16 protein-coding genes are annotated in these 15,211 nt (G+C 35.8%); 5 read left to right on the top strand and 11 right to left on the bottom strand.

Annotated features, from left to right (window positions below; translation table 11 throughout):
* Positions 1-156 precede the first annotated feature (156 nt).
* The 5 genes from B2R82_RS12720 to B2R82_RS12740 form a co-directional block, all read right to left on the bottom strand.
* Entirely contained in the window at positions 157-543 is a 387-nt protein-coding gene (locus tag B2R82_RS12720; protein ID WP_286925213.1) for an Rrf2 family transcriptional regulator, read from the bottom strand.
* A 124-nt stretch (positions 544-667) separates the two neighbouring features.
* Positions 668-1,186 (bottom strand): DinB family protein, encoded by a 519-nt coding sequence (locus B2R82_RS12725; RefSeq protein WP_286925214.1) that lies wholly within the window; start codon positions 1,184-1,186, stop codon positions 668-670.
* A gap of 80 nt (positions 1,187-1,266) precedes the next feature.
* Complete coding sequence (locus B2R82_RS12730) at positions 1,267-2,079, bottom strand: CPBP family intramembrane glutamic endopeptidase (protein WP_286925215.1); 813 nt, start codon at positions 2,077-2,079, stop codon at positions 1,267-1,269.
* Positions 2,080-2,241: 162 nt separating this feature from the next.
* Positions 2,242-2,955 (bottom strand): GNAT family N-acetyltransferase, encoded by a 714-nt coding sequence (locus tag B2R82_RS12735; protein ID WP_286925216.1) that lies wholly within the window; start codon positions 2,953-2,955, stop codon positions 2,242-2,244.
* A gap of 337 nt (positions 2,956-3,292) precedes the next feature.
* Entirely contained in the window at positions 3,293-4,189 is an 897-nt protein-coding gene (locus B2R82_RS12740; RefSeq protein ID WP_286925217.1) for a LysR family transcriptional regulator, read from the bottom strand.
* A gap of 134 nt (positions 4,190-4,323) precedes the next feature.
* On the opposite strand from B2R82_RS12740, the gene B2R82_RS12745 reads away from it, so the two are divergent.
* From B2R82_RS12745 to B2R82_RS12755, 3 genes are all read left to right on the top strand, one after another.
* Positions 4,324-5,343 (top strand): alpha/beta fold hydrolase, encoded by a 1,020-nt coding sequence (locus B2R82_RS12745; RefSeq protein ID WP_286925218.1) that lies wholly within the window; start codon positions 4,324-4,326, stop codon positions 5,341-5,343.
* A 144-nt stretch (positions 5,344-5,487) separates the two neighbouring features.
* The gene (locus B2R82_RS12750; protein WP_286925241.1) at positions 5,488-6,318 is read left to right on the top strand and encodes a MerR family transcriptional regulator; all 831 of its coding nucleotides are present in this window, start codon (positions 5,488-5,490) and stop codon (positions 6,316-6,318) included.
* Complete coding sequence (locus B2R82_RS12755) at positions 6,311-7,486, top strand: MFS transporter (RefSeq protein WP_286925219.1); 1,176 nt, start codon at positions 6,311-6,313, stop codon at positions 7,484-7,486. The genes B2R82_RS12750 and B2R82_RS12755 overlap by 8 nt, the downstream gene beginning before the upstream one ends.
* Before the next feature lie 265 nt (positions 7,487-7,751).
* On the opposite strand, the gene B2R82_RS12760 is transcribed toward B2R82_RS12755, so the two are convergent.
* The 5 genes from B2R82_RS12760 to B2R82_RS12780 all read right to left on the bottom strand — a co-directional run bounded on the left by B2R82_RS12760 (position 7,752) and on the right by B2R82_RS12780 (position 12,079).
* Positions 7,752-8,009 carry a GNAT family N-acetyltransferase gene (locus B2R82_RS12760; protein WP_349680276.1) on the bottom strand — a complete coding sequence of 86 codons (258 nt, stop codon included), beginning with the start codon at positions 8,007-8,009 and terminating at the stop codon, positions 7,752-7,754.
* 26 nt (positions 8,010-8,035) lie between these two features.
* Positions 8,036-8,191: a hypothetical protein gene (locus B2R82_RS12765; RefSeq protein WP_286925221.1), complete on the bottom strand. Its 156-nt coding sequence runs from the start codon at positions 8,189-8,191 to the stop codon at positions 8,036-8,038.
* A 70-nt stretch (positions 8,192-8,261) separates the two neighbouring features.
* Entirely contained in the window at positions 8,262-9,311 is a 1,050-nt protein-coding gene (locus tag B2R82_RS12770; RefSeq protein WP_286925222.1) for a serine hydrolase domain-containing protein, read from the bottom strand.
* Positions 9,312-9,317: 6 nt separating this feature from the next.
* Positions 9,318-9,884, bottom strand: a complete 567-nt coding sequence (locus tag B2R82_RS12775) for a GNAT family N-acetyltransferase (RefSeq protein ID WP_286925223.1) — start codon at positions 9,882-9,884, stop codon at positions 9,318-9,320.
* A gap of 527 nt (positions 9,885-10,411) precedes the next feature.
* Entirely contained in the window at positions 10,412-12,079 is a 1,668-nt protein-coding gene (locus tag B2R82_RS12780; RefSeq protein WP_286925224.1) for a M28 family peptidase, read from the bottom strand.
* 172 nt (positions 12,080-12,251) lie between these two features.
* Between B2R82_RS12780 and B2R82_RS12785 the strand changes: the two genes are divergently transcribed.
* Together B2R82_RS12785 and catA are read left to right on the top strand one after the other, a co-directional pair.
* Entirely contained in the window at positions 12,252-12,881 is a 630-nt protein-coding gene (locus tag B2R82_RS12785) for a TetR/AcrR family transcriptional regulator (protein WP_286925225.1), read from the top strand.
* Between the two features lie 222 nt (positions 12,882-13,103).
* A complete protein-coding gene (gene catA, locus B2R82_RS12790; RefSeq protein ID WP_283868332.1) occupies positions 13,104-13,763 on the top strand; it encodes a type A chloramphenicol O-acetyltransferase in 660 nt (219 codons plus the stop codon).
* A gap of 87 nt (positions 13,764-13,850) precedes the next feature.
* Here the strand turns inward: catA and B2R82_RS12795 are convergent, their stop codons facing one another.
* Positions 13,851-14,945, bottom strand: coding sequence for a DUF418 domain-containing protein (locus tag B2R82_RS12795; RefSeq protein ID WP_286925226.1), 1,095 nt, complete (start codon positions 14,943-14,945; stop codon positions 13,851-13,853).
* Positions 14,946-15,211: the final 266 nt, after the last annotated feature.

Genomic DNA, 15,211 nt, shown 5'->3' on the forward strand with positions numbered 1-15,211 from the left:
AGTTTTAAAACAGAATGATTCTACGCTATAACCACTTGAAAATTTATAGAAAATCCGCAGCCAAAAAGAAGCCAAGATAAAAACATTCAAGGATTTAAAAGACTCTTTATATCTACTATTTTTTCAAAAAAATAATGGTGGACTATACATCCACGACTATTTTTTCACAAAATCCGATATTTTTCTGTTTCTTAACTCATTCTCAAGTTTTTCTTCTGCAGATAGCATTACTTCTTTTATTACACATTTAGGATCATTATATAAACAACAATCAAACAACGAAGATTTGCCTTCAATCGCATGAATTATATCTAAAAATGAGATATCTTCCCAATTGTGACTAAGTGTATATCCACCATTAGCACCTGATACGGAGTTAATCATGCCCTCTTTGACTAACTTGGTAAGGATTTTAGATAAATATGTGGGAGAAACATTTTGCATCTCAGCTAATTGTTGAACACCCATTGGTTTATTTGGTATTTCCTTTGCAAGAAAAAGCATTGTGTGTAGTGCATAATTTGTAGCTTTAGAATATTTCATAACTGTTATTCACCTCAATTAGAGACTTTATACATCCATAATAGCATTGAATATTTGCAATTTCAATTTTATGTCTCAAAGTTTATTTATGAGGTGAAAATTCACACCACTAGGCTACTTATTTCTAATTTTTTCTCTTTAAATTTTCAAGCATTTGAAAAATTTGTCCTCTATGATGTGACTCGTGTTCAAGAAGGTGATAAATAACCCATTCAGGTGTAACATCATAATGAATGAGACTTCTAGATGTGCGCCAATCCTCTAAGTCCATAGTACGAAAATGGAATAGCAATTCATCACGGACACATTGCAGACGATGTAAATGTTCATCTAAATTTTGTCCCTTTACACTACTCAACGTATCATCATCGTTACGGTCTTCTTGTGGAAATAAGGTACGGATATTCGGATTCCATTTACCGCCTAGAACCTCTTCGTAGAGCCAGTCTGCTTCAATTAAAGCAATATGATATAATAACGATCCAATGGAGTGACCGATTACTTCTGTATCAAGCTGCTGCTGACTTATACCAGATATTTTTTCTAAAAGTGTTCGGCGAATATCTTCTAAGCACCATAGCCATCGACCAATTTCTGATTCAAAACCATGTAACGGTAAAACAATCAAATTTTTTCTCTTCATTTTTTTCCTCTGTACTCTATAAAATTTGCTTATTTGTGCTTAAACTTCAATCCAGACGGTGGAAAAATATAAATACGTTTTCACGCAATAATCCTTCTATAATTTCCATATAATACATTTTTGGGATTTATCACAATGAGTAAAACTGCCACCACCAAATAAAGAATTGCACTATACATCATTAATTCCAATAGGATTCCATTTATTAAGCCAATAAAAAAATTAAAAAATTGGTGGATAATAATCGGAATGATTAAATTCTGATTTAAGTTATAGAATGCGGTCATAACAATCTTCGTAGCGATGAGTGCAATCATAAAGAATAGTATATATTTGATTAAATCAAAGCCCGTATACCCTGTAGTAAACCATATAGGCAGATGCCATAACCCCCACCAAAACCCTATGATTATTGAAGCCTTTAGTGGTGAATGCTTCTTTTGAAGCTCTATTTGAGCGAAACCTCTCCATCCCACTTCTTCCCCTAGTGGTCCCGCAAAAAGGTTTTTAAAAAAGAAATACATCAACATTCCCCAGGATGAAATAGTAAAAATAGAGTCTACTTCTCGATTATTAGATACGATAAATACAATGATCAAAAAGATAAAGGCTTGAATCATCATGATAGTAAAAATTACAGAAAATTTAATTTTATTGTTGAATTTGTCTTTAACAAATTGGATAAAACTTTGCTCAGGATAGATTTTTTTAAATAATAATGCAAAAGCAAAGGTTGAGGACCAAGCTGAAATGCAAAGCATTACATCAAAGATCAATTGAGGAAATCCTAACAATTTTATTGCTCCTACAAGGCTAAAAAGTGGTAAAAAAATGATATTGGTTAGTAAAATAAAACTCACTACTGGCTTTTTTAATTTCTTTTCTTTATTCATGTATATACCCCGCTTTAAACTAAATATTTCATAAATTTCATATTTACGAATACCTTCAGCTTAAACCTAGGGGTTACTCACAGGTCAATACATGTTTCTTTCCTACCCCTTCTTCAATTCTACTCGGCCTCTCCGACTGTGCAATCAGGGGAAATTACATCTCTACTCGGCCTCTCCGACTGTGCAATCAGGGGAAATTACATCCCACTTTCCAAACAGCGTTAAACCTGCAGCTTTAGCTAACAATGTAGAAGCTTCGTTATCGAGCTGGCATCTATACTGTGGTTCGTATCCCTGCTCATAGGCATATTTGCAGATTGAACGCACCACTTTACGAGCATGACCTTTTCCTCTAAAAGCGGTCAGAGTCAATACGCCGAGATCCGCTATTTGTACATCTTCTCCCCAGGGATACATGCTAGCAGCACAAACCAAGCGATTTCGTTCAAAAGAGCCAAATACTGCCCAATGATCCAATTCTACATTAGCGTCATCCAAATCTTGTTTAGAGGCGGAGGATTCAAACGCTGAGAAAATTGCATCATCCTGTTCGCTTAATTGGCGCAATGTCCCTTCCTGATTTTCTTGCAGGAAGACGTTCTTTTCTGCTTCCGAAAAATAAAAAAGATAATCTGCGCCATGCAGTGTGACTCCCCTTTCATTCAATTTCTGGTGGAAGTTTAGCTCAGACAGCTCTTGTCCTTTAGAAAGATCTAACTTTTCAGCCATTTCAGGTGACAAGACTACCATAACCCGACTGTCTTCGCTCAGGTCATGGTTGATGGTGACAGTAAAGGTTTTATCGTTGTAGATAATATCTCCATTTAAAAATTGTGACTCCCAAAAGTCAGTTATCGTTTGTGAAAATAAAGGCATACTTATTCCCCCTGTAGTTAGAATTCAATTTATTTTCTCTATTAGTAACACCTGCATCTAATTGTGACTATTCATTCCCATCTCTTTAAATTTTATCGACCAAGCATTTTTCGGAAATTTTTAGCTTAAAAAATACTTAACACGAATTAGTAGTATTATAAAGCTTTAAACAGTGTGAATCTCAAGTTTTTTATTAAGGGAAAAACTGATTTTAAAAACGAAATGATTAAAGCTTCCATTGCTACTAAGTAAAATGAAGAAATATCTAATTATTTATCTGAAAATTGCAATAAATAATAATTCGACCTTTTCCTCTTCCCCTCAAAATGAACTTTTTTTATGAAACTGTTAATTTTAGTACACTTCTTGCCAATTCAATAAACTCCTTCATTGATGGTGAAATCCATTTCTCTTGATGCCACAGCATTTGAGTAGCAAATTGTATTTCAGATAAATCCCACGGTAAAGTGATTAGTTCTCCCCGCTCTAACTCTCCCTTAAGCGACATTTCAGGAAGTAAGGCAATACCGAGCCCAACCATTGCACATTGTTTAATGGCCTCTACACTATTAAACTCAAGTTCAGTCAAGCTGTCTGCCCCTTTTCTCAATAACGTGTGATAGAAGAAAGTTCGGTATGAGCATCCCGTTTCACTAAGTAGAATCTGCTCTCTGTTAAAATCTTCTATCCTTAATGTAGAGCACGCAGCTAATGGATGGTTAGGGGAAACTACCATAAGAAAAGGTTCATCCATTAAAAGTTCGGTATGAAGATCCGTAGATACGATAGGTTCATCCAGCATAAAGACCACATCCACATTCCCCTCCCTCAGACTCTGTTTCAAATTGTGACTAGACAAGGGTCTAAACAAAAGACGTACATGTGGATATCGTTCGCGAAAAACCCGGAGTAATGCGGGTAGACGGTATGTACAGAGCACTTCGTCTGCACCGATTGTAATCGTACCAGTTAATTCTTCGCTCTCACTAGAGACATATCGAGCCTCCTCAATATCATTTAAAATTTTGTTGGCATAGGGCAATAACCGCTGACCTGCATCTGTTAAAATGACACTCTTACCCAGTCGATCTAATAGCTTAACTCCTAATTCTTCCTCTAAAGCCTTGATTTGCATTGTTATAGTAGACGGAACATAGTTCAATACTTCAGCAGTTCTACTAAAACTACGTGTAGAAGCAAGCGTCCAAAATGTTTTAAGTTGGCGAATTTCCATTAAGACAGCACCTCTTCATTCAAAAAAATTGAACATTATGATCAAAAACGTTTCGTTGATTTGATGGTAGCAGTATCGTAGAGTGAAAATCAAGCTTCAACATTAAATCTTGTATAACAAAGGAGAATTGTATAATGAAAGATTACGAAATTTATTCATTGGGAGATGTCGAGCTACAATCGGGTCAAAAGCTGCCCCAAGCCTTCCTTGCCTATAAAACTTATGGAGCTTTAAATTCTACTAAGTCAAACGTAATTGTCTATCCTACCTGGTTTGCTGGTCAGCATACTGATAATGAGTGGTTGATTGGACCTGGTAAAGCTCTCGATCCGGACAAATATTTTATTATTGTGCCTAATATGTTGGGAAATGGTCTATCTTCCTCACCAAGCAATACACCCGTCCCTTTTGACAGAGCGAATTTTCCGCTTGTAACGATTTATGATAATGTCCGACTACAACATCGGCTTATAACCGAGAAATTTGGTATTGCGAAGATTGCTTTAGTTGTTGGCTGGTCACTCGGAGCACTTCAAACCTTTCAATGGGGATCAAGCTATCCTGAGATGGTCGAGCGAATTGCACCGTTTGGTGGAACAGCAAAGTCGAGGCCACATGCACAGCTTGTTTTTGAGGCACTTATCGCAGCCTTGCAAGCGGATTCTAACTGGAAGGAAGGATTCTATAGTCATCAGCCTACAAGAGGACTTGCTGCGATGGGACGTGCCTATGCTCCTTGGGGGTTTTCTCAGTCTTATTATTTAGAACAGCTCTATCAGGAAGAAGGATACTCGATGTTAAAGGCATATCTAGAAGATTATTGGGATCAAGTGTTCCTTTCCTTCGATGCCAACGACTTAATTGCCGTGCTCCGTACTGGAATCAGCGGGGATATTAGCGCCAATCCACTAGACAAGGGAAATTTTGAACAGGCATTAAACCGTATTGCCGCTCAAGCACTTGTTATGCCAGGCTCGACCGATCTGTTTTTCCCCCCAGAAGATAATGCATATGAAGTGAAACATATGCCTAATGCTATTTTTCAACCAATCGAATCCAAGTGGGGACATTGCTTTGGAATCGGTCAAAACGAACAGGACTCCCTCGTGATAGATAACCATTTGAAACAATTTTTGCTGTTAACAAATGGCTGATATTTGAATTCTTCAATTAAGTATGCAATCACTTAAGTAAAGCGATCTACATCAAGATTTCGTGGAGGTTTGATGTAGATCTTGACTTTATACCTAACTAGAGGGTATATACTCATAACGAATAAAAGAAGGAAGGTGAAAAAAATGTTTAAAATAAGTGAATTTTCCAGACTTAGCAGAATTCCATTACAAACGTTGCGTTACTATGATCAGCTCGGAATCTTAAAGCCTACCAAAACGGATGAATCCACCGGGTATCGGTACTACTCAGCTGAACAGCTGCTAGAGATTAACCGAATCATCATTTTTAAAGAATTAGGGTTTACACTACAGCAAATCGTGCATCTTCTTCAAGAAGAAATATCTGCTGAACAAATTCGTGGCATGCTTAGACTTAAAGAAAGTGAAATCGAGCGACTGCTTGATACCGAAAGATCCAAGCTTTCCCAGATTAAAGAACGAATACAGCTTGTAGAGCGTGAAGGGAGGATGGATAAAGACCAAGAAGTTGTTATTAAGTGTGTTGAAGAAATGCACATGATTACATATGCTTCGCCAGGAACACTTGACGATATCCCAACCCTTTTCGAAATTTTCAATGGACTTCTCGATAGTCGCTTCAGATTTACCTTATCTAGTCCACAGATGGTGCTATGGAACACTCCCGACAGCGGAGCGCATGCCTTTGAGCTTGAGGTTGGTTATACTGTGAAAACAGACACACTTAAGCTGCCTGAGCATCTTAATCAACGTTTCCTACCTGCTGAAAAAGTAGCCACGTTGTTGTTCCGTTCGGATTCAGCATTTTCGGAAACAGCCTGTATCGACCTTGCTACTTGGATTGAGCACAACGGCTACCGAATTCGAAGTGACCGACCGGGAAGAGAAATCTATGTTCCGCTATCAGGGGAGCCGAATATTCATCTTATCGAAATTCAAATCCCTATTGTAGAAGAGGGATTCGTCTATGAATAATAAATGGGTTGTATATCTACTTGCTCTAGCAGTTTTTCTTATTGGTACAATTGAATACATTATAAGCGGAATCCTTCATATGGTAGCAACTGATCTTGGAATAACAACAGCCTCTGCTGGAGCACTCGTTACGGCTTTCGCCCTTTCCGCAGCGATAGGGGCCCCGATTGTAATTGCAGCAACCATTCAGATGGATCGTAAAAAAATATTGTTAATGATGCTCGGTATTTTTATTTTGAGTAGTTTCCTAGTCTATTTCAGTCCCTCTTTTGAAATGATTTTATTGGCAAGAGTGATTCAAGGCATTAGCGGAGGAGCCGCTACTGTTATCGCAATGGCTGTGGCGACTCGTTTAGTTCAAGTACAGAATCGAGGTCAAGCTATCGGAACTATTTTGATGGGTTTAAGCAGTTCTCTTGTCTTCGGTGTTCCTGCTGGGACGTTTCTAAGCGAAATTGTTGGCTGGAGAATATTATTCATCCTTATAGGAATACTAACGTTGATTCCATTTTTAGTGATCTTTACCAAGGTTCCATCTATTACTAAGGAAAAAACTTTTACAATCGGAATGCAGCTGTCGATTTTGAAAAACAAAAAAATTGTTCTTGCTCTTACCATTACACTGTTCTATATTGGCGGATATTCAACGCTGTTTACTTACATCGCTCCTTACTTACAGGCAAACGCGAAACTTTCGGGTGCAGCACTTTCTGGAATTCTATTACTCTTTGGTCTTTGCAGTTTTTTCGGCTCCAAATTTGGAGGAATAGTTGCTGATACTAAAGGTCCGAAGTTCATGATTTATACTGGGCTTTCCTTCCAAGCAGTGATGCTACTACTACTAAATTGGGCAGAGGGCTTGATATTTGCTATCATCCTGTTCATTATGATCTGGATGGTGGCTACTTGGGCGACCTCCCCAGCACAACAGTTGTACTTGGTTTCCTTAGTAGAACATTCACCAGATATTGCTCTTAGCGTCAATACCTCATTTATCCAGTTCGGTTTCGCTCTTGGCTCGACTATCGGTGGGCTGGTGATTAGCAGTTTTTCTATAGACTATCTTAGTTGGTCTGGACTTATAATGATCTTACTGGCGCTTTTATTAGCAGCTCGGTTGTTCGCTTACAAAAATGAAAATAAAGTATCTAATAGGAATGCACAATAAATCAATTTCGCCTTGGCGTAAGTGTAGCTTTCGCGCAGTTAAATTGACACAGGTTGTGGCATTTTTATACTGAGTTCCACTATTTCAGTAGGTGTTTGGACACCCACTGAAAAGGAACCAAAACCGCATTCTTCTCATCTGGGAGTCTTCTGCTGAATGAAGATAAAATAAAAGAGCGTGTTTTTATGATTTGATAAAAACATGCTCCATTTTGATTTTTTAAACTTAAATTTGATATTCATCTCACCACTATTAAAGGTGGAGACTAAATTTTTATAATGGCTAATACATCTTCACCCTCTGGATCTATACCGACTTCCACGAAACCGAAGCTTCCGTAAAAACCTTTCGCTACAGGATTATTTGGATTGTAGCAGATTTCGATCTCTTCTAATCCATCTGTTTGTTTAATTTCGTTAAGCGCTAGTTGTAAAGCTTTACGTCCGATACCTTTGTTTTGATAGTTTTTGTCCACCATAAATATCCAAATAGATATTCTCTTAGTTGTTTCAGGCACCCACATGAAAAAAAATCCGACAGGTTTCTCATCTAACAAATTGCGCGTGTTTGATAGGAGGGGTTGAATTTTGATTCAACGAGTGACCACATATTTTCTGCTACATAATCATACTGATTTTCTGCCACAGATAGGTCACAAACATCCTCATAATTATTTTTATCCACATCAGTAAGCGTTATATTCATTTTTTAATCTCCTTATTAGCAAAAGACAGAGGTTTATAAGTAACAGAGCTTCATACAATCAATCTTGTATTTATTTCTTTGCATGTTTCCTCAAAATAATTTCTGCCATTTTTATTGCATATTCTTCACTATCAAAATCCTCAACATTACTTAGCACCGCAACCGTTAAACGTTCTTCTATAAAGTAGATAAAGTGAGAAGGATAGCCAGCCCAGAGTCCAGAATGCTCCAAGTAGGAATTATCAAAATTTTTACCGATAGACAAGCCAAAAGCATAGTCTTCATTATCGATAATTAGCTCGCCATTTGAAGAAGTTTTTGGCCCTACCTCACCCATTCTTTTAACAAGCTCTTTCCCACCAACAATGCCTGTAGCGAAGTTTTGTCCCCATTTTACTAAATCCTCAACATTTGTATGAACCGCTCCGTCCCCAGTATGTTCCCAAGGACTTTCATAAATTTCAAATTCACCTTGCTCGTTCTTCGTGTATCCACGAGCAATCGGAATATTAGTTGGATAGCTATCCACGATAGTTGTATCAATCATATTTAAAGGACCAAAAATACGTTCCTTCGAAAATTCACGAAGAGATTTTCCACTAGCTATTTCAACTACTAAAGATAATAAAAAATATCCCGTGTTACTATATTCAAATTTTGTTCCAACAGGAAAATCTGCAATTGGATGGCTGGCAAGATGTTCTAGAGATTGTTCAACAGTTAATTTCTCTTCATCCGAAACCCCTGCTTTTTCAGCTAATTCCATATAATCTGCCAATCCACTGGTATGATGAATCAGATGTCTTAGCGTGACAGATTCAGCATATTCCCCAAGAGAAGGTATATACTTTAAAATTGAATCGTCTAAACTTAGTTTACCTTCTTGCTCCAATAACAAAATGGAGAATGCTGTAAACTGTTTAGAGGCGGATGCAAGATTGAAAACAGTTCTTGTTGTAATGGGTAATTTCTTTTCTATAGAAGCTAAACCAACTGCCCCCTTATAAGTTACACCATCATCAAAACTTGCAATATAAGCACAGCCCGGTTCGTCTGGTGAAATATTGTTAAATAATTGTTGAATTGCTGTATCTATCGTTTGATTACATATACTATTCATATAAATTCACCTCTTAAAAATTTTTTCACCATTTCTCATCACGTTTATAAGAAGCAAAGGTTTCACTTCCATTAGGTTATATACATTTCTATATAAGATTTCTCTATATAAAATAAACTCCTCGTTCGTTAAAAGTTGAGGATAGCTCATAATTTTTAACGGTAAATCATCCTGTTCCTTGTGAAGAGGAGGCTGTACATATTCAAAGGAATTAAGGCGAAAACCTAATCGCTCATAAAAGCCTATTCTCCGCTGAGCCAATTCCGTGTCAGGATACTCCACCTCTAAGAGAATGGGCTTTTTTGACTCTTTCATATAAGCGGTCAACATTTTTCCTCCTACTCCACTCCCACGCAAAGTTGGATCGACAGCAATATGTTCTACAAACCGAAACGAAGGAAATTCCCATGCTGCTAAAAAAGCTACAATTTGGTTGTTGTTATCTGTTTCCGATATAAGACGGTAATGTTGATTGGCCAGTAGCTCCTTCTGTCCCGCATAAGTTCTTCGCTCACTTTCTGGAAACGATTTCTCCATTAGTGTGAAAATTTTATCAAATTCTCTTCCATTCATAATTACATTTCTCCTTTAAAATATACAGATTTGAGGAATGGTTTCTATTTAAATAGCAAAAATAACCACTAGAAAAAGGTTTTATAAAGCTTCTTTATTTCTTCATAAACCTTTAGATCCCACATAAGCTCCATTAACAGTAGCCATAACTAACAGTACCCCCTTAGCTTAATTAAGAAAATTTTCTCTTAATCAAGTGAAGCTTTAACCAGAAGGATTTTACATCCTTTATTGATTAAAGTCTTCATCAATCAGCAAATTATTAAAGAACATTATAAAGGTTCACACAGTGTGAACCTCAAGACTTTTCATAATAAAAAGGATACTTCGAAACCTTACTTGGTAGTGGGCCTGATCACTTTTCTCTTGCACCCGAGCAGCTTATGGGCTAACCTGAGCAGTTTTCCAGCCAACCCGAGCAGTTCTTTGACTGACCTGATCATTTTTCGCTTGAACCCGAGCAGTTCCAGAGTAAACCCGATCACGTTTCTTTTAGGACTGAGCTTTTTTAACCGACCCGGTTGCTCCTAATGTAATGCTTTCCCATCATTTGCCGTTAACCAATTCACAATTCCTACTATAGAAAATGTAATTATTGCAGTAACAACTGTTATTATAGGTGCTATACTAATTGTTTTTGCTATATAAATAAGATACATAATTGGCGCGAGTAATAGAATACTAGATACTGTCCATCCTGCAACTGCTACATAATGATAGACACCTTTTGCCCATTTTGCTTTTACTATGATTGGTAAAATCAACAGTAAACTAATGATTGTTGGAATTGTAAATGCGTAGCTAATACCTTTGAACGTAAGACTCGACATCACAGCCAATACAATCCATAAAACTTGCGTACTTATGGCGAAATTCACAGTACCATACTTTTTTGACATCCACTTCGCCAAAAAGAACGAAAGCACAATAGCTAATATCACCAGCAATGTCAGGATCCACGGATCATAAGTACCAAACATAACGATCCTATCTTCATCTATTCCAACGTTGTATACAATTGTTAATAGACGAATTAAAAGGAAATAGAAAATGAAAATAGAGACAAGACTACCAATCGACGCTATTAAACTAAAAATTAATCCTTTAATCTGTGTCACTTGCTTTTTAAAGCTGATGAAGAAAATTGCGACTGTTAAGATAAGTAAAACAACCATTAATGGCATTACTAACTTTTCGGAGTAAACAACTAATGTTTTTTTCATTAATGGGAAGTAAATCGCATCACCTTTACTATCTTCTAAAGCCTGAAACTCTTTTTCGTCCATCATCATAAACCTTTTCACTAAAGGAAGTGCATAGTTCCCAAAGTGACGAATCGTTTCCTCGTCACTATTCTCTACACGATCTATCGCTGCATGATATGCCTCTAAACCACCCATATTTGCAATGTTATACCCTAATTTTTTTGTTATTTTTAATTCCGTAAAATCTGTATCATTCGGCATCTTTTTATACATTTCAGAAGCAAAGGAGTATGCTACAGGGTATGGAACAGTCTCCTTATACAATTGCGCCAACCTTAAATCATTTGAACTCATTTCAAACATAATCGGTACCCCTGTATTACCTCTTGCCTCAAAGTTTAGCATAACACGTACTTCGTCTAAAATATCTGTTCGATCTTGTAAAGCTCTCGCTCCAAGTAAGCCAGGCTCTTCACCGTCTGTTAGTACAAAATAAATTGTATTTTTAGGTGCTGGCATTTGTTTTAAAGCTCTTGCTGCCTCCATAATCGTGACAACGCCGTAACCATCGTCTGATGCCCCAGGAGTTTCTATTTCAGAATCATAATGAGCTGTTACTAAAATCGCATTATCATCACTGGATGTTCCTTGGATTTTTGCAATAATATTTTCAACATTCTCTGCACCTAATTCTTTAGCATACTCCTCACCCCTAATATCCTTCACTGGCTTTGATTGAATTTCAACAGGAATATCTAAATCTTGAAAGTGCTTTACAATATAATCTCTTACTTTTTTATTCGCAGAAGAGCCTATAGGATGTGGTTCCTTTGCTACTTCTTTTAAATAATTTAGAGCTCGGTCCGATGAAAAATCCTTTTCTGTTTCCCCTACTTCTTCTTGAGAAGGACTTAAAAATTGACTAAAACTTATAACAGACGTTAACAATACAAGTAATATCGTAAAAATAAGTAACTTTCTTTTTTCCATCTATTTCTCTCCTTATCTTTTACTAGAAATGAAGTTTCATACAAATACTTTACCGAAAATTTAACCGATCGGTCAATAAAATTATACATAAACCTAACCAATCGGTCAAGTAGTTTAATTTATGCTATAATAATGAGTAAATGTAACAACCATTCTGTTAGGAGGTTCTATAATGATAGATGGTAGGGAAAAAAAGGGAAATAAAACAAAAGAGGCATTACTAAATGCTACTATTTCTTTAATTGCCGAAAATGGTATAGAGTCACTAAGTGCTAGCAGCATTGCAAAGAGAGCAAATGTGAGTAAGGCAAGTGTATTTCACCACTTCGGTTCTATGGAAACAATTCAACAAGAGGCTTTTATTTTATCTGATCTACTCATGAATGAAGCTTTAGAACAAATTTATAATGAATCTAAAGAAACAGATTCTTTTTCTGATATTATGCTAAAATATTTTCTTTTTTTTATTGATGAAAAAAATAAAGAATACTTACATCTAATTAATGTTCAATTACAATTTGTAGTGAAATCTTCATACGATAAAGAGTTTGATGATCTTATCTTCAATCAGGACAGAGATAAGACACCGTTTGATTTATTTGAGGTTTTATTAAAAGATTTTTATGGGGATCAATTAACTCCATCTGACATTGAGCTAATAAATGATTTAATAGTGACTTATTTAAATGGATTTGCCACTTTTTTAATCTCTTTGGAGGACAGAGAATGGATTATTTCATTATGGAAAGAACAAATTAAAATGACCGAAATCTATATTCAATCACTTATCGATAAAAAATAATTTAAAGTCAGCTTTCAAAAGTATCACGTGCTAAAATAAGCTGACGAATCAATTGACAGATTCATTCTTTTATTTTAGCTATCGTCAAAAATGTTGAAAAATTGCTATTAATAATGAATGTTATAATAGGATATAACCATCAATAGTGGGGTGTAATGTATGAAAAAAACAGTGAAAATAGCCTCCTAAATAAAAATTTTAATATTTAGGAGGCAAAGAAAAATGATTTTCAATAAAATTGATCGCAAGAACTGGCAGCGACACGAGTATTTTGAGCATTATATGACCCAACAAACAACGTTTAGTATGACATCTGAAATAGATATTAGTATTTTCTATAAAAACATAAAAGATCATAATTTCAAGTTTTACCCAGCATTTATCTATCTAGTGACAAAAGCTATCAATTCTAATATTGCATTTAGAACGTGTTTTAATAGCCAAGGAGAGTTAGGCTATTGGGAAAAACTAAATCCAAGTTACACGATTTTTAATGAGGAGACAAAGACATTTTCGAGCATTTGGACAGAAACATCGGATAATTTTAGACAGTTCCATCAAGATTACGAAAGTGATGTAACGAATTATAACGGTAGGATACGTTTATTTCCGAAATCCCCAATTCCCGAAAATATTTTTCACATTTCAATGATTCCATGGTGTTCATTTACTGGTTTTAACCTTAACATTCATAATGAAAATAATTACCTTTTACCGATAATTACAGCAGGTAAATTTGTACACAAGCAAAATGCTATTTGTCTTCCTGTTTCTTTACAAATGCACCATGCTGTTTGTGATGGTTACCACGCAAGCTTATTCATGAATTACCTTCAGAGTTTTGCCGATGAATCCTATGGTTGGTTGAATATGACCCACTAAAACCTATTTCTTTTGTAGAAAAGCGTTCCTGTCTAACAAGAACGCTTTTCTGTTCTCGCCTTTATGTAAAACTCGACTACTAAGCTATTAATTTGTTATTTTTCTCATAATCCATTCAATAGGTCCTCTTTTAAATTTTCTACTCCATAAAACAGAGAATAAAATACTTGCCACAAAAAACAAAATCGTAAATACTAGTGAAAATGCTAACGTTTGGTTCTCCAATCTGTTCATTAAGGCTAATAGGCCAACACCAATAAATACATGGCTAACATAATGAGTTAATGTTAATTGTCCTGTTTGAATAAGTGATTTTGTCACCCATTGCTCAGCGAACTTTTCGGCGAAATAAATGGAAGCAACGATGACAATAATCGCCGAAGCGGAATTTGATAAGATATATAAGATATTTGGTGGAATTGGTCCAGTTTGAAACAAATATTCTGCACTGCTTACATCTAATACTGACAGAGATAATCGCATTAAAGCCTTTGAAAGTACCTCTATTGTTATAAGTAAAAAGAAAGAAATAAGCATCATTTTATTTCTTACAGCTTTCTTTGATAAATCAAGTCTGCCAAGGATCATCCCAAGTAAAAAGAAACATATCCAAGGAAATACTGGATGATACCCATTAAACAAAAGATTTCTTAAAAAACCTTCAATTGTCCAAAAATCAAGATATTCCATAAATGGTTGTTCAGGATGCCATCCTTTTAAATAATTCATCATCACTTGTAGGATTTGTGATGTTATTAAAAAAAGACTAGATATGATAATCATGAACTTTGTAGATGATGCGATAAGAAATGATGCAATCAGCATATAAACACCATAATAATGTAGAATATCTCCAGTCCAATCTGCCACATATAAAAGTAAACCTAGAATGAAGAGAAAAGCGGAACGTTTCCATAATTTCACTCTATTCTCTTTCATATAAAAATGATTATCGCCAATTCTAGCTTTTCTTGTCATCAAAGCAACCCCAATACCGGCCAACGTAACAAAAGTAGCTGACGCCCTTCCTTCAAAAAGTCCAGTAAACCATATAAGCCAACTCGGCCCATTCCCTACCGCTCCCATAATAATTTTAAAATTTACTATAAGCATACCAAACATAGCCAAGGCTCTGGCAAAATCTAACCCTTCAATTCGTTTTGATTGTAACTGTTTATTCATAAACGTTCCTCCTTAACTATCTTCTAAATCTTATAACTGCAAACAAAACCCCAGTCATATATTTTTAAAAGTAAAAGCTCATTCTGCGTTTTTACCGACCGGTAAGTAAATAATAATGGATTCTTTTAACAAAATCAAGAAATTTATATTACTCTTTCGTTCTTCAGATGTGGACCTTGTGAAAAAAGAGATAAAACTGAAAAAATATCCGAGCAGATTTACCTTGGTCCGGAGCGATTCTTCCTCTGACCTGAGCAGGTTTACCT

The organism is Lysinibacillus sp. UBA6686, assembly GCF_002455205.1.
Taxonomy (GTDB): Bacteria; Bacillota; Bacilli; order Bacillales_A; family Planococcaceae; genus Lysinibacillus; species Lysinibacillus pakistanensis.